Origin of the sequence: Streptomyces canus, assembly GCF_001514145.1 — a bacterium.
Lineage (GTDB): Bacteria > Actinomycetota > Actinomycetes > Streptomycetales > Streptomycetaceae > Streptomyces > Streptomyces canus.
Window position 1 is genome coordinate 156,732 of sequence record NZ_KQ948668.1, and the last position, 14,924, is coordinate 171,655.

Here is a 14,924-nt window from a genome sequence, read left to right on the forward strand (position 1 = left end):
TGATATGCCGGGCTCGCTTACCGTGGCTCGCATGGGTGACGCGGTGGAACTGGAGGCGGGCGGCCGGACCGTACGGCTGTCCAGCCCGGACAAGATCTTCTTCCCGGAGCGCGGCTTCACCAAGCTGGACCTCGCCCGCTACTACCAGGCCGTCGCCCCCGGCATCCTGCGCGCCCTGCGCGACCGCCCCACCACCCTGGAGCGCTACCCGGACGGTGTGACCGGCGAGAACTTCTTCCAGAAGCGGGCGCCCAAGAACATGCCCGACTGGATCCCGACCGCCCACATCACCTTCCCGAGCGGCCGCAGCGCCGACGAGATGTGCCCCACCGAGGAGGCCGCCGTCCTGTGGGCCGCCCAGTACGGCACCCTCACCTTCCACCCCTGGCCGGTCCGCCGCGACGACGTCGACCGCCCCGACGAACTCCGCATCGACCTCGATCCACAGCCCGGCACGGACTACGACGACGCCGTGCGCGCGGCTCATGAACTGCGGTCGGTGCTCGAGGAGTTCGGTGGTCTGCGCGGCTGGCCCAAGACCTCCGGCGGACGCGGCCTGCACGTCTTCGTGCCGATCGAACCGCGCTGGACCTTCACCCAGGTGCGGCGGGCCGCGATCGCGGTCGGGCGTGAGATGGAGCGCCGGATGCCGGACCACGTGACCATCAGGTGGTGGAAGGAGGAGCGGGGCGAGCGCATCTTCCTCGACTACAACCAGACGGCCCGCGACCGCACGATCGCCTCCGCCTATTCGGTACGGCCCCGCCCGCACGCCCCCGTCTCCGCACCCCTGCGCTGGGAGGAGGTCGGCGAGGCACACCCGCAGGACTTCGACATCGCGACCATGCCCGCGCGCTTCGCCGAACTCGGCGATGTGCACGCGGACATGGACGATCACGCGTTCTCGCTGGACGCCCTGCTGGACCTGGCCCGCCGTGACGAGCACGACCACGGGCTAGGTGATCTGCCGTACCCGCCCGAGTATCCGAAGATGCCGGGGGAGCCCAAGCGGGTACAGCCGAGCAGGGCCAGGAAGCCCGGTCCTACAGCTCCTTGATCCTGATGTCCCGGTACGAGATCACGTCCGTCGTGCCGTGCACCTGGAGTCCGATGTAGCCGGAGGCGAACCGCCGCCCGTCCGTGCCCGGGTCGTCCGAGCGGGCCGGGTAGAAGTCCTGACCGCCGATGTTGTCGAACTCGTTGATCAGCACACCGTTGCGGTAGACCGAGTAGTGCTGGTCGACCACACGGATCTCGTAGTCGTTCCAGGTGCCCTTCTGGGTGACGCCGGCACCGGCCAGCCCCACCCGGTCGAAGCCGTAGACCGAACCGGTCTTGTACATGTCGCCGTCGGGCCGGTCGAGCACCTGCACCTCGTGGCCGTACTTGATGGCGGCCCACTCCGGCCGGGGCTCCTCCGGATGGTCGTGGACCCACGGGAACCGCACGAACACACCGGAGTTGGCGTGCCCGGTGCCCGGGGCGTCGTCCCGCCACTGGAGCTTGAGCGAGAAGTCGCCGTACTTGCGCTCCGGGAACCAGAGCATGCCGAGGCCGTCCTTCGTGGTGCCCGAGGTGATCGACCCGTCGCCGTTGGGTGCGAACGAACCGCCGCCCACCTGCTGCCACTTGGCGAAGGACGCCGCGCTGCCGTCGAGGATCGTGCGGTAGCCCTCGGTCTGTCCCGGCTTGCCGATCCCGGACTCACGGGCCGCCGCGTCGATGGCGTCGTACTCGCGCTCGTCGACGACCCCGTCCCTGAAGAGCTTGTCCAGGACGGTCTTCACGTGCTTGAGGAACAGCGCGTGGGACGTCCACCCCTTCTCGTCCTCGATCAACTCGTTGATCCGGCACCGGCTGTTGGTGATCCGGTTCGGCACCCCGGAGTCGACCGTGCCGACGATCACCGTCAACCGCTCGTCGAACTCCGCGCAGCTGGGCGCCGGAACCTGACTGGAGACCACCGTGAAGGTCACCGTGCGCGCGGCCGAGGTGTTGCCCGCCTTGTCCGTCGCCCGGTACGCCAGGGTGTGGGTGCCCGCCCGGTCCACGACCACGGGAGCGGTGTAAGCCAGGTAGGGTCCGGCGTCGATCGAGTACTCGGCGCCCGCGACACCCGAACCGCCCTCGTCCGTGGCGCTCACGGTCACCCTGGCGTTGCCCACGTAGGCCCCGTCGGAGTTCCGGGTGCCGTCCACGGTCACACCGGTCACCGGCGGGGTGGTGTCCTGCGGGGGCGTCGCGACCACCGTGAACCGGACGCTCTTCTCGGCGGCCACGTTGCCCGCCTTGTCGGTCGCCCGGTAGCGCACGGTGTGGGTGCCGACCTGATGCACCATCACGGGCATGGTGTACGGCTGCCAACTCCCGTCGTTCACCGCGTACTCGATGGTGTTGACCCCGGATCCGGTGTCGGAGGCCGACACGGTCACGGTCGCCATGTCGAGGTACGTGCCGTCGGGGTTCTGCTCGCCGCTGACCGTGGCCGAGGTGTCCGGCGGGGCGGTGTCGTCGGAGGGCCGGGCGACGACCGTGAAGTCGACGCTCTTCTCCGCGGAGACGTTGCCCGCCTTGTCGACGGCCCGGTAACGCACTGTGTGGCTGCCGACCTGGTCGAAGACCACCGGGGCGGTGTACGGCTGCCAGGCACCCGTGTCCCCGGTCGCGTACTCGATCCGGTCGACGCCGGAGCCCCCTGCCTCGTCGGTGGCCGTGACCGCCACGCTCGCCGAACCGACGTACTGGCCCTGCGCGTTCTGCGTGCCGGTCACCTGGGCCGCCGCCGAGGGTGCGGTGGTGTCCTCGCCGCTGCCCTCGGTCACCACGAGGATGCCCTGCATCTGCCCGTGGCCCGGGATCGTGCAGTGGTAGAAGTAGCGGCCCGGGGTGAGCGTGACCTCGGCGGTGTGGCGGCCGCCCATGTCGTCGTTCGGGTTGGCGAGGATGTTGAGTTCGACGTCGTTGTTGAACTCGGGGTCGCTGGTCACGAAGGTCAACGTGTGCGGCATACCAGTGGTGTTGCCGGTGGCCGCGCTGTTCTCGAAGACGATCGTGGCCGTGCCCGCGACGGCCGTCGTCGGGACGGAGTTGTACTTGGTGATGTCGTCGCCGGCGGTCCAGGTGAGGACCTGCTCCGCCGCCTTCGTCCGCTCGGGTTGTGCCGTGGATGTCGACTGCAGGCCGAGCATCATCAGCAGGGCGGCCAGCAGCACGGTCAGAAGTCTTTGTCGGCGCATCACTGTCCTCCCCGAACCAGCTGGCCGGCGGCCGGGGTGGGCCCGCCGCCCTGGTAAGTGACCCTCCACAGCGCCGACTTGGCGTCCGAGGTGAAGAACCCGCGCCCGTAGTCGAGGACGTACAGCGCGCCGTCCGGACCGAACTTCCAGTCCATGAGGTTCCTGATGCCGTCGTTGCCGATCGGCACGATCTTCTTGAGCGACTCCGAGTGGACGGGCAGTCCGCCGTCCCCGTGGTTCTTCGGATCGGTGATGACGGCGTTGCGTGGCTGGTCGGCGTCGTAGAAGTCGCCCACGAACCACTTGCCGTCCCAGTAGGAGGGCCACTTGACGGTGCTGGTGGCCGAGGCGGTGTCGTAGCGGTAGACCGGCCCGTTCATCGCGGCCTGGCCGCCGCCCTTGAGCCACGGCAGCAGGTACTTGGCGTCCTCCTGCTTGTAGGAAGGGATGCCGTTCGCGTCGCGCGGGTAGTCCGGGGCGCCGCCCTGGGGCGAGTACCAGATGTTGTTGCCGGTGACCGGCGGGAGGTTGACCAGACCGTCGTTGTTGGGCGACTCGTTCTTCGGGTGGTCGCAGTCGTACCAGCCGAGCGGCTGGTCGGGATCCGGCAGGTTGCGGTCCCGGTAGGGCTGCTTGTTGCCCATGCAGTACGGCCAGCCCCGGTTGCTCGCCTTGGTGATGACGGCGAAGGTGTCGTACTTGGCCGGGCCCCAGGTCGTCGAGGGCGCGCTCGCGTCCGGGCCGACCCACCCCGCGTACAGGATGTCGGTCTTCTTGTCGACGAAGATGCGGGCCGGGTTCCTGACGCCCATGACATAGATCTCGCCGCGGGTCTTGCCGCCGCCCTCGGCGGTCTCCTTGCCCGTGAAGAGGTTCCCCCCGGGCAGCGTGTAGGTCCCGTCGGGCTCCGGGTGGATGCGCAGGATCTTGCCGTTGAGGTTGTTGGTGTTGCCGGCGGTGCGGCGCGCGTCCGCGAAGGAGACGCCCTTGTAGTTCGGCTGCGGGTTGTTGCCGGAGTAACCGCCGCTGAAGCCACTGGAGTTGTTGTCGCCGGTCGCGATGTACAGGTTGCCCTTGGAGTCCCAGGACATCCCGCCGCCGGCGTGGCAGCAACTGTGCACCTGGACCGGCCACTTGAGCAGGACCTTCTCGCTGTTCAGGTCCAGCTTGTTCGTCGTCAGGTCGAGCGTGAAGCGGGAGACCCGACGCTCGGCGATCCGGGTGTCACGGTTGAGCCGGTCGTGCGGGGTGTAGTGCAGATACACCCAGCCGTTCTGCTCGAAGCGCGGGTCGAGCTCGATCCCGAGCAGCCCTTCCTCGACCTTCACCAGCTCGTCGCCGCCGCCCTTGTTGCCGAAGACGGTCAACTCGCCCGCCAGGGTGACCTTCTTGGTCGCCGGGTCGTAGACGTGGATCTGGCCCTTGCCCTTGCCGACGTCCGGGTTGTTCCAGTCGGTGATCACCGGCCGGGAGGAGTCGGCGCCACCCCGGCCGATGTACAGGACGCGCCCGTCGGGGGCGGTGACCAGGCCGTGCGGCTCGCCGATCTGGTCGCTCTGCCCCGCCTGGTTGGGCTGGGTGAGGCGTTCGGCCTTGTAGTTGCCGTTGATGGTCGCCTTGCAGTCGGCCTGCACGAGCCGCGAGGTCCACAGCAGCGCGCCGCGCAGGTGGGTCCGGAAGTCGGTCTCGTCGTACGAGGCCACGGTGCCGCCCATGCCGGTGTAGAAGGACCGGCCGCCGTCGTAGTCCCGGCACCAGCTCACCGGGTGGTCCCAGCCGTTGGCGCTCGCGCCGGGCTGGTAGGTCGACTCGCGCACCCGGGCCACGGTGTGCACGTCGCCGGACGGGTTCTTCGTCCAGTTGAGCCACTGGTCGGGACGCTTCCACTGCACCGGCAGATCCTTGGTCGCCGGATGCTGCCGGTCGCCGACCTCAACGGTGGCCCGCTGGACGGCCGCCGGGCTGGAGGCGGCCGGACGGGCGCCGACGAGGCCCGTGAACCAGTCGGAGTACGGCTCGGCGCGGGCCGCGTCATGGATGCCGACGAAGCCGCCGCCGGCCTCCATGTAGGCCTCCAGGCCGGCCTCCTGGTCGGGGTCGAGGACATCGCCGCCGCCGGTCAGGAAGACGATCGCGTGGTAACTCCCCAGCGCCTGCTCGTCGGTGAAGACCCTGGCGTCGTCCGTGGCCTCGGTCTCGAACCGCTGATTCACCGGACCGGACAGCCCGATCTTCTCGACTGCGGCGATCCCGGCGTTGACGACCGGTGATTCGTCCCCGGCGGCCGCGGACCCGTAGAAGACCAGCACCCGTACATCGGCGCCGCCCGGTGGCGACTTGACGGACATCGTTGTCGCGGACGGATCGGGAGCCGGCAGCGCCCCCGCCGCCGGTCCGGACATCAGCCCGGCGGCGACGACCCCCGCGGTCACGGTGGCCGTCCAGACCCGTCTTCTCGTGCTTCCTCCGCTTCTCGCGCTCAACCCTCGTAAGTGCATGGGCACCTCCTCGGTCACAGCAACAGCGCCATGGAAGCTAGACCCCTTTGCGTCACTCGCCAATACCTATGACCGGGATCGGACGAACTTTGTCCTGAGTGTGGATAAACGGCTCGGCGGCCGGTACCGTCTCACAGGTTCATCACCGGCACGTCTCCGCAAAATCCGTATCACGGTGGGGAGTTCTGCATGGGCGCACTGGACAGACGCGGCTTCAACCGGCGGGTGCTGCTCGGCGGTGCGGCTGTCGCGACATCGTTGTCCCTGGCGCCGGAGGCCCGGAGCGACACAGGTCCGGCGACGGCCGCCCCGGGCGGCGGCGAGGTAAAGCGCATCAAGCTGTACGCCGAGAAGCTCGCCGACGGGCAGATGGGCTACGGCCTCGAGAAGGGCAAGGCGACCATCCCCGGTCCGCTCATCGAGCTCAACGAGGGCGACACGCTGCACATCGAGTTCGAGAACACCATGGACGTCAGGGCGAGCCTGCACGTCCACGGCCTGGACTACGAAATCTCCAGCGACGGCACCAAGTTGAACAAGAGTGACGTCGAGCCGGGCGGCACCCGCACCTACACCTGGCGCACCCATGTGCCGGGCCGCCGGAGCGACGGCACCTGGCGGGCGGGCAGCGCGGGCTACTGGCACTACCACGACCACGTGGTCGGCACGGAACACGGAACCGGTGGCATCCGCAAGGGCCTCTACGGACCCGTGATCGTCCGCCGCAAGGGCGATGTCCTCCCGGACACGACCCACACGATCGTCTTCAACGACATGCTCATCAACAACAAGCCCGCCCACTCGGGGCCCGACTTCGAGGCCACGGTGGGCGATCGGGTCGAGTTCGTGATGATCACGCACGGCGAGTACTACCACACCTTCCATATGCACGGTCACCGCTGGGCGGACAACCGCACGGGCATGCTCACCGGCCCCGACGACCCGAGCCAGGTCATCGACAACAAGATCGTGGGCCCGGCGGACTCCTTCGGCTTCCAGGTGATCGCGGGGGAGGGGGTGGGGGCGGGCGCCTGGATGTACCACTGCCATGTGCAGAGTCACTCCGACATGGGCATGGTGGGCCTGTTCCTGGTGAAGAAGACGGACGGCACGATCCCCGGGTACGAGCCGCACGAGCACACGGAGCACCAGGCCGGGCACGCGCACTGACGGATCATGGACGGGTGACTCTTCTTCTCGCACGTGGTGATCTGGAAGCGGTGCTGGAGCCGGGGGCTTGCATCGAGGCTCTGCGGGAGGGCTTCCGGCACGCGGAGGCGGTGCCGATCGCGGGACAACGGGTGCGCACGGACCTCCCGTTCCCCGGTACGGCCACCGCGCTGATCCCGGGCCTGCTCCCCGGCATCCCGGCCTACACGGTGAAGGTCAACGCCAAGTTCCCCGCCGCCCGGCCCGCGCTGCGCGGCGTGATCTGCCTGCACAGCGGTGCCGACGGCGAGTTGTTGGCACTGCTGGACTCGGCGACGGTCACGGCCTGGCGAACAGGCCTCGCGGCCGCGCTGGGAACCCATCTGCTCGCCGGCCGGGGAGACGTCGTCGGAGTGATCGGGGCGGGCGCACAGGCCGAGTTGATGGTGCGGGGCCTTGCGGCGCTACGACCCCGCAGCGCCCTCGTCGTCCAGGACACGTCCGCCGATCGCGCCGCGGAGTTCGCCGCGCGGCACGGTGGGCGTGTGGTGTCCTGCGCCGCGGAGGTCGCCGTGGCCGCCGACATCGTCCTGTCGGCGACCTGGTCGAGGGAACCACTGCTGCACCTGCGGGACACCAGGCCGGGGCAGCACTTCACGAGCCTGGGTGTGGACGAGCCCGGCAAGGCGGAACTGGCCGCCGATCTGCTGGACGCCGCGCTCCTGGTGGTCGACGATCGTGAACTCGTGGCGGGCGTGGGAGTGCTGAGGGCGGCCGACGCGACCCTCGGCGAGGTGGCACGGTCCGAGCACCCCGGCCGGACGACCGACACGGACCGCACGGTCTACGCCCCCGTGGGCATGCCCTGGCAGGACCTCGCGCTGGCCTGGACGGCGTACGGGCGGGCCGAGCGGGAGGGGATCGGGCGGCGGGTGGATCTGCTGGCCTGAAGCCCGTCACGAGAGGTCCAGCACCGACCGGTCCAGGGCCACCGCGTCAGTGATCCGGTGCGCAAGCCCCTTCCGCCCACCCCGAGAGCGCTCTCACCCTGTCCTCCTCCGCGGCTATCCTGATCCGCACCCGCCGATGAGGAGCCCCGAAGTGACCGACACAGCGCCGCGCCCCACACTGGAGGCCGTGGCGGCCCGGGCCGGGGTGTCGCGGGCCACCGTGTCCCGGGTGGTGAACGGCGGGGACGGGGTCAGGGAGCCGCTCGTCGAGCGGGTCCGCAGGGCCGTCGAAGAGCTCGGTTACGTCCCCAACCAGGCCGCCCGCAGTCTCGTCACCCGGCGCCATGACGCCGTCGCCGTGGTCGTGGCCGAACCGGAGACCAGGGTCTTCGCGGACCCCTTCTTCGCGCTGCAACTCCGGGGAATCAGCAAGGAATTGACCGCCCACGACAATCAACTCGTCCTGCTGCTCACCGAGGGCCGCGACGACCACGCCCGCGTCGGACGCTACCTCGGCGGAGGACACGTCGACGGCGCGCTCGTCTTCTCGCTGCACCTCGACGACCCGCTGCCGGAACTGATCCAACGGGCCGGTGTACCCACGGTGTTCGGCGGGCGGCCCGGTTGGAGCGACGGGACGACGGATGTCGTGTACGTCGACAGCGACAACCGGGGCGGTGCCCGCGAGGCGGTGCGGCATCTCGTCGGACTCGGGCGCACCCGAGTCGCCCACATCACCGGCGCCCTCGACCAGACCTCCGCCGCGGACCGGCTCGACGGCTACAGGGACGTCATGGGCGACGCCGACCCGGAGCTTGTCGTGCGGGGCGACTTCACCCCGGCCGGCGGGGAGCGGGCGATGCGCGAACTCCTCGACCGGTGCCCGGACGTGGACGCGGTGTTCGCCGCCAACGACCTCACCGCGTCCGGCGCCCTGCGCGTGCTGCGGGAGCGAGGGCGCCGGGTGCCCGAGGACGTGGCGGTGATCGGCTTCGACGACATGCTGCCGGTCGCCGAACAGACCGATCCACCGCTGACGACGGTCCGTCAGGACATAGAGGAGATGGGCCGGTTGATGGCCCGCCTGCTGCTGCGAGACCTCGACCGCAGGAACGGGGGAGCCACACCGGCCGCTGTCGTCCTGCCGACCACGCTGATCCGCCGCGCCTCGGCGTGATCCCCCGCCCCGGTCACGTCTGCTGCGGGGCGCTCTTGATGATCGCGAAGCGGGCGCCGTAGGGATCGGCCAGCTTGGCGACCCGGCCGACACCCGGCACGTCCGTGGCGGGCAGCCGGATGCTGCCGCCCAGCTCCTGTGCCTTCGTCACCGTCTCGTCCGTGTCCGTGACCTCGAAGTACGGCATCCAGTACGCCCCTGCCTGCGCCTCCAGTGGATCGTCGGCGAACGGGACGATGCCGCCGAACATGGCGTCCTCGCCCTGCCCGTCCGGCAGCACGGTCGTGTACGTGCCGCCCGGGAAGTCGACCCCGTAGGTCTCCAGGCCGAGAGCCGCACGGTAGAAGTAGGCGGCCATCGGCAGGTCGGCCGTGTACAGCTCGACCCAGCACAGCGAGCCCGGCTCCTGGGTGACCTGGAGCCCCTTGTTCTGCTTGGGCTGCCAGATGCCGAAGGACACGCCCGCCTTGTCGGCGAGGATCGCCATGCGGCCCTGGTCCATCACGTCCATGGGCTGCATCAGCACCGAGCCGTGCGCCTGCTCGGCCGCCTTGGCGGTGGCATCCGCGTCCGGGGTCTGGAAGTACACGGTCCAGGAGGGCGGGCCCTGTTCCGGCGTGGTCTGCATGCCGCCCGCGGCGGTTCTGCCGGCGAGCTGGAAGAAGCCGTAACCGCCGGCTTCGGGCGGGCCCGGCTGGAAATCCCAGCCGAACAGGCCGCCGTAGAAGGTGGTGGCGCCGTCGATGTCCGGGGTGCCGAGGTCGAGCCAGTTCGGAGCGCCGGTGACATAACGGGTCGTGAGCATCTCTGCCCTCCTCTGAGGGGTCCCGTTGCCTGCACTGCCGAGTCTTGCACCGTCCACTGACAATCGCCGCCGGGACGACGCCGCGAATCGTCGGATGCACCATGTCCGCGCGCCGCCGTGCACCCCCGTACCGGACGGAGGACCATCGTGGCGACCGGAGGCCATGAACGGGGCCGTTGATCGCGCGTTGATCGAACGTTTTTCGCCGACCGGCACGATCTCGGCCATGCACATCGACACCATCACCCCGACCGACCCCGCCTGGCAGGCGCAGGCGTTGTGCGCGCAGACCGGGGCGGATTTCTTCTTTCCCGAGCCGGGCAGCTCGGTACGAGAGGCGAAGCGCATCTGCGGCATGTGCGAGATGCGTACGGCCTGTCTCGAGTACGCCCTGGCCAACGACGAACGCTTCGGCGTCTGGGGCGGCCTTTCCGAGAAGGAACGGCTGGCGATCAGGCGGGTGGAAAACCGATGAGCCGACGCTAAGCCGTTGACCAGGGGTTTCTCTCCTCAGGGAGGCGTTCTATTCGGGCTTTATGAGGGCGGCGACGGGGATACCCGGGTCCGCCGTTCCTTCGGTCTTCGCGGCAGAGGCCCGGGAGCGGGACGAGACGGAGCGTGAGCCGCTGCCGCTGCCGCTGCCGCTGCCGTCGTCCGACACCGCTTCGGGAACGGCGGCTTCGCTTGCGGAAGCGGCCGGTTTGCGGAGCAGGAGAAGCGCCGCGTCGTCGTGCAGACGTCCGCCCACATGCGTCAGCAGCTCGTCATGGAGCGCGGTGAGGGTGCCGGCCGGCTCGTCGGACAGGTGGCGGGCCAGTCCCTCGGCGAGCGGGTAGAACTCACGGCTGTGGTTGCGGGCCTCGGTGACCCCGTCGGTGTAGAGCAGCAGTTGATCCCCGTCGGCGAAAGCCAGCACCTGGAGGCTGGGGGTCTCGTCCGTGAGGGCGCGCAGCCCGAGGGGCGGGGCCGGACGGGCGGGCTCCACCGCCACGACGGTGCCGGATTCGCGCACCAGGAGCGGCGGCGCGTGGCCACAGTTGACCACCTCCAGATGGCCTGCCTGCGGGTACCCGGCGACCACGGCGGTGACGAAGTCGTCAGCACCAAGGTTGCGCGCCAGGCTCCGCTCGATCCTGCCGACGACGGCGAGGAGATCGGGCTCGTCGTAGGCGGCCTCACGGAAGACACCGACTACGAGTGCGGCGGTCCCTACGGCCGGCAGCCCCTTGCCGCGCACATCGCCGACGATCAGCCTGACCCCGTACGGGGTGGGCACCAGCGCGTAGAGATCCCCGCCGATCCGGGCCTCCGCCGCCGCGGCGCTGTAGCGGACGGCCACCTGGAATGGGCCGACAGTCGCCGGTACGGGCTTGAGGAGCGCATGCTGGGCGGCCTCCGCGACCGAGCGTACGGCCGCGAGCACCCGTTCACGACGCCCGCGCAACGCGCTGGCGAGGCCGCTTGCCAGCGTGACGGCCACCAGGGCGGACAGTACGGCCGTCAGCTCATGTCCCGGAACGCCGTCCCGGGTTCCGAGCGTCGCCCCCAGTACCGCCGCGAGGAGGCCGACACAGAGGACTCCGCGCGGCCCGCCGGTGGTGGCGGCCAGCGCCGGCCCGGCCGCGAGCAGTGGCAGCCAGATCGTCCCTGCTCCGCACACGACGGCGACGAGCACGATGACGGAGACGATCAGCACGGGCAGTGCGGGTGTACCGGCGGCCAACTGCGCGACGACACGGTCGCGGCCGTGGTTTCGAACCTGACTCATGCTTCGTCCGTCGTCCTCACCTTGTGCGGGGTTGCTGAAATGTCTCTTTCGTCCAGGAAAGAGGTATGACTCGGGCGCCACAAGGAGGGGGTTTTCAGATAGTGAGCGAGAGACCCCTGGTCACGCGACTCGCGGCCGGGATCAGCCGCGCCAGGATCTCCTCGAGTCGTGAGAGCCGGTCCGCCCGCAGTGAGACGCCGAGCGAGCCGAGTGTGTCCCCGTTGTAGACGGGCACGGCGACACAGACCGTACCGAGGGCGTACTCCTCCAGGTCCGTGACGGCCGGGGCCACGGGTGAGGAGTCGAGTCGCCGGAGCAGTTCCGGATGGCTGGTGATGGTCCGTGGTGTGAGGTCGGCGAGGGCGTGCCGGGAGAGGTAGTCCTTGCGCGAGGCGTCATCCAGTTCTCGCAGCACGGACTTGCCCAACGCGGTGGCGTGCCCCGCGTCCTCGAATCCCACCCAGAGGTCGACACGGGGCGCCTGGGGGCCGTCGACGATCTCGGCGACTCGAATCTCGCCCTCCTCGTAGAAGGTGAGGTAGGCGGCGGTCGCGAGGTCGTCCCGCAGAGCGGCGAGCGTGGGGCGGACGCGGTTGAGCAACGCCTGCCCGCGGCTCGTGGTGTGCAGCGTCTGCAGCTTGTCGCCCAGGACGAACCCGCCGTCGTCCAGTTTTCGTATGTATCCGTCGTGGACCAGCGTCCGCAGCAGGTGATAGGCGGTGGCCAGGGGCAGTCCCGTCTCACGTGCCAGTTTCTTCGCCGGCGCACCGTTCTCGTGCGCGCTCACCGCCTCCAGCAGGCGGAGGGCACGCTGCACGGAGGTGATGAGCGTAGGGCCACCGTCGTGAGCACCCATACGACCAGCGTGCGCCGAGCGCTCGACGCAGGCAAGGCACGCGCCCCTTCTCGGCTTGCCGCCGCACCGACGTGCTGCACGCCATGCTCAAGCGCCGCACCCTCCACCCATCCGGGCACCGACATTGCGGCACCGGCGGCTGGTCCGCGTGCTTGCGCGGGACGGTGTCCAGGGCAGCGGGTCCGCGCGGCCCGGACCGAACGGCACGCCCCGCATCGTCGGGTCGGCCGAACCGTGCCGGTACACGGCCGCGTCGAGCTTCAGGGCGGCGTGTGCGGCCCGGCGTTCGTTCGCGCCCTTGAGCGGCGCGCCGATCCGCCGCCGTACCCGCGCGGCGGCGTCGATCAGGCCGATCAGGAATTCCGGTGCGGGCGGCCCGCACCGGATATGGGGCGGACCGGCCGTATGGGCGTCAGGCTCCTGCCGCGCGAGCCGCCATGCGCGCCTTGCGCGCCGCCAGCTTCTCGTCGAACTTCGACGCCTCCGCGTCCAGGCCGCTCATGTACAGACCCAGTTCCTCCTGGGCCTTGAGGCCCTCGGGGCCGAGACCGTCGATCTCCAGGACCTTGAGGAAGCGCAGGACGGGCTGGATGACGTCGTCGTGGTGGATGCGCATGTTGTAGATCTCGCCGATCGCCATCTGCGCGGCGGCCCGCTCGAAGCCGGGCATGCCGTGGCCGGGCATCCGGAAGTTCACGATGACGTCGCGCACCGCCATCATCGTCAGGTCGGGCGCCAGCTCGAAGGCCGCCTTCAGCAGGTTCCGGTAGAAGACCATGTGCAGGTTCTCGTCGGTGGCGATGCGCGCCAGCATGCGGTCGCAGACCGGATCCCCGGACTGGTGACCGGTGTTGCGGTGCGAGACGCGGGTCGCGAGCTCCTGGAACGAGACGTAGGCCACCGAGTGCAGCATCGAGTGGCGGTTGTCCGACTCGAAGCCCTCGCTCATGTGGGCCATCCGGAACTGCTCCAGCTTGTCCGGGTCCACCGCGCGCGAGGCGAGCAGGTAGTCGCGCATCACGATGCCGTGCCGGCCCTCCTCGGCGGTCCAGCGGTGCACCCAGGTGCCCCAGGCGCCGTCGCGGCCGAAGAGAGAGGCGATCTCGTGGTGGTAGCTGGGGAGGTTGTCCTCCGTGAGGAGGTTCACGACGAGGGCGATCCGGCCGATCTCGGTGACCTTGGACTGGCCCTTCTCCCAGGCTTCGCCGTCCTCGAAGAAACCGGGGAAGTTGCGGCCGTCGCTCCACGGGACGTACTCGTGCGGCATCCAGTCCTTGGTGACCTTCAGATGCCGGTTGAGTTCCTGCTCGACCACTTCCTCCAGCGCGTACAGCAGTCGCGCGTCGGTCCAGGCGGAGGACGGGCTGCCGAGGTGAGGGGAAGTGATCGTCACAGGTGCTCCAGGGGGACGCGGCGAACAATTGAGGGGATCGGCGAGCGGTGCCGGGGAACCTACGGAATCGTAGGCTACGAAACCGTAGGTTACGACACCGTAGGTTAAGAGGGCCGTAAAGGCCGCTGATCAGCGGTGTTTCCCGGGCATGACAAGCGGCCCCGGAACCGCAGGTCCGGGGCCGTGGGGAATGACGCGCACGCCCGATCAGGCATACAGGTCCCGCAGTCGGACTGAGAGACACGTCACACAGCCTTCGAGCTTCTCGAACTCGCTGATGTCGACCACCACCGGTTCGAAACCGAGGTCGGTGAGCAGCTCCGCCGTCTTCGGCGCGCTCGCCGCCATGAGCAGCTTGGGGCCGCCGAGCAGGACGACGTGGGCGCCGGCCTCCTCGGGCACGGACAGGAAGCGCGGGAAGAGCGCGGGCCGGTCCACCTTGGGGATGTGCCCGATGACGGTTCCGTCGGGCAGCGCGGTGACTGCCGACTTCAGGTGCAGCACCTTGTTCACCGGTACGGCGACGACCTGGGCCCCGAGCGGCTCGAAGGCGGCCCGCAGCTGCTGGACGCCGGCCGCGTTGGTACGCCCGCCCCGGCCGACGTAGATCGTGTCGCCGATCTTCAGCACGTCGCCGCCGTCCAGGGTGCCGGGCTCCCAGATCCAGTTCACCGAGCAGCCCAGGCGCGCCACGGCCTCCTCGACGCCGATGGTCTCCTCGCGCCGGGACTCCGCGCCGGAGCGGGCGATCAGCGCGACGTTCTTGTACATGACCACGGTGTCCTCGACGAACACCGAGTCCGGGCAGTCGTCCTCCGGGTCCACCTCGACGGTCTCCCAGCCGTGCGCGCGCAGGGCCTCGACATACGTCTCCCACTGTTCGAGCGCGAGGTCGACGTCGACCTTCTCCCGCTCGACGTGCGTCACCAGACCTTCGGCGAGGCGCGGGCTGGGGCGGCGGACGAGGGCCTTCTTGCTGGGCACGAGGGAACTCCGTATCGGCGGGACAGGGGCGGCACCCGTGACGGGCGCCGGTCAGCCATCATGCAGCGCCGGTCCGTGTCGACAAAACCCCCGGCGTCAGGCTGTGGC

Annotated in this window: 12 protein-coding genes; 5 read left to right on the forward strand and 7 right to left on the reverse strand. The window is 69.7% G+C overall.

What is annotated here, in order from left to right; genetic code table 11:
* The first annotated feature begins 31 nt into the window (after window positions 1-31).
* Window positions 32-1,057, forward strand: a complete 1,026-nt coding sequence (gene ligD, locus AQJ46_RS34830; protein WP_059209348.1) for a non-homologous end-joining DNA ligase — start codon at window positions 32-34, stop codon at window positions 1,055-1,057.
* Here the strand turns inward: ligD and AQJ46_RS34835 are convergent.
* On the reverse strand, window positions 1,044-3,236 hold the full coding sequence (locus AQJ46_RS34835; protein WP_059209349.1) for an OmpL47-type beta-barrel domain-containing protein: 2,193 nt from the start codon (window positions 3,234-3,236) through the stop codon (window positions 1,044-1,046). The genes ligD and AQJ46_RS34835 overlap by 14 nt on opposite strands.
* On the reverse strand, window positions 3,236-5,734 hold the full coding sequence (locus tag AQJ46_RS34840; RefSeq protein ID WP_208617030.1) for a ThuA domain-containing protein: 2,499 nt from the start codon (window positions 5,732-5,734) through the stop codon (window positions 3,236-3,238). The genes AQJ46_RS34835 and AQJ46_RS34840 overlap by 1 nt, the downstream gene beginning before the upstream one ends.
* Window positions 5,735-5,923: 189 nt before the next feature.
* Between AQJ46_RS34840 and AQJ46_RS34845 the strand changes: the two genes are divergently transcribed.
* From AQJ46_RS34845 to AQJ46_RS34855, 3 genes are all read left to right on the forward strand, one after another.
* Window positions 5,924-6,904, forward strand: a complete 981-nt coding sequence (locus AQJ46_RS34845) for a multicopper oxidase domain-containing protein (protein WP_059209351.1) — start codon at window positions 5,924-5,926, stop codon at window positions 6,902-6,904.
* Window positions 6,905-6,918: 14 nt separating this feature from the next.
* On the forward strand, window positions 6,919-7,833 hold the full coding sequence (locus AQJ46_RS34850) for an ornithine cyclodeaminase family protein (protein WP_059209352.1): 915 nt from the start codon (window positions 6,919-6,921) through the stop codon (window positions 7,831-7,833).
* A 151-nt stretch (window positions 7,834-7,984) separates the two neighbouring features.
* Entirely contained in the window at window positions 7,985-9,010 is a 1,026-nt protein-coding gene (locus tag AQJ46_RS34855) for a LacI family DNA-binding transcriptional regulator (RefSeq protein ID WP_059209353.1), read from the forward strand.
* Window positions 9,011-9,023: 13 nt separating this feature from the next.
* On the opposite strand, the gene AQJ46_RS34860 is transcribed toward AQJ46_RS34855, so the two are convergent.
* Entirely contained in the window at window positions 9,024-9,815 is a 792-nt protein-coding gene (locus AQJ46_RS34860; RefSeq protein ID WP_059209354.1) for a VOC family protein, read from the reverse strand.
* A gap of 226 nt (window positions 9,816-10,041) precedes the next feature.
* Between AQJ46_RS34860 and AQJ46_RS34865 the strand changes: the two genes are divergently transcribed.
* Window positions 10,042-10,290 carry a WhiB family transcriptional regulator gene (locus AQJ46_RS34865; protein ID WP_199873702.1) on the forward strand — a complete coding sequence of 83 codons (249 nt, stop codon included), beginning with the start codon at window positions 10,042-10,044 and terminating at the stop codon, window positions 10,288-10,290.
* 48 nt (window positions 10,291-10,338) lie between these two features.
* On the opposite strand, the gene AQJ46_RS34870 is transcribed toward AQJ46_RS34865, so the two are convergent.
* The 4 genes from AQJ46_RS34870 to ddaH all read right to left on the reverse strand — a co-directional run bounded on the left by AQJ46_RS34870 (window position 10,339) and on the right by ddaH (window position 14,816).
* The gene (locus AQJ46_RS34870) at window positions 10,339-11,583 is read right to left on the reverse strand and encodes a PP2C family protein-serine/threonine phosphatase (protein WP_208617031.1); all 1,245 of its coding nucleotides are present in this window, start codon (window positions 11,581-11,583) and stop codon (window positions 10,339-10,341) included.
* A gap of 94 nt (window positions 11,584-11,677) precedes the next feature.
* Window positions 11,678-12,439 carry an IclR family transcriptional regulator gene (locus AQJ46_RS34875; RefSeq protein ID WP_059209355.1) on the reverse strand — a complete coding sequence of 254 codons (762 nt, stop codon included), beginning with the start codon at window positions 12,437-12,439 and terminating at the stop codon, window positions 11,678-11,680.
* A gap of 412 nt (window positions 12,440-12,851) precedes the next feature.
* Entirely contained in the window at window positions 12,852-13,832 is a 981-nt protein-coding gene (locus AQJ46_RS34880) for an acyl-ACP desaturase (RefSeq protein WP_059209356.1), read from the reverse strand.
* A gap of 207 nt (window positions 13,833-14,039) precedes the next feature.
* Window positions 14,040-14,816 (reverse strand): dimethylargininase, encoded by a 777-nt coding sequence (gene ddaH / locus AQJ46_RS34885; RefSeq protein WP_057610159.1) that lies wholly within the window; start codon window positions 14,814-14,816, stop codon window positions 14,040-14,042.
* Between the last annotated feature and the right edge of the window lie 108 nt (window positions 14,817-14,924).

Coding starts and splice junctions, on each gene's coding strand:
- ligD (WP_059209348.1), top strand. CDS start 32: ATGGGTGACGCGGTGGAACTGGAGGCGGGCGGCCGGACCGTACGGCTG.
- AQJ46_RS34845 (WP_059209351.1), top strand. CDS start 5,924: ATGGGCGCACTGGACAGACGCGGCTTCAACCGGCGGGTGCTGCTCGGC.
- AQJ46_RS34865 (WP_199873702.1), top strand. CDS start 10,042: ATGCACATCGACACCATCACCCCGACCGACCCCGCCTGGCAGGCGCAG.
- AQJ46_RS34870 (WP_208617031.1), bottom strand. CDS start 11,583: ATGAGTCAGGTTCGAAACCACGGCCGCGACCGTGTCGTCGCGCAGTTG.
- AQJ46_RS34840 (WP_208617030.1), bottom strand. CDS start 5,734: ATGCACTTACGAGGGTTGAGCGCGAGAAGCGGAGGAAGCACGAGAAGA.
- AQJ46_RS34835 (WP_059209349.1), bottom strand. CDS start 3,236: ATGCGCCGACAAAGACTTCTGACCGTGCTGCTGGCCGCCCTGCTGATG.
- AQJ46_RS34860 (WP_059209354.1), bottom strand. CDS start 9,815: ATGCTCACGACCCGTTATGTCACCGGCGCTCCGAACTGGCTCGACCTC.
- AQJ46_RS34875 (WP_059209355.1), bottom strand. CDS start 12,439: ATGGGTGCTCACGACGGTGGCCCTACGCTCATCACCTCCGTGCAGCGT.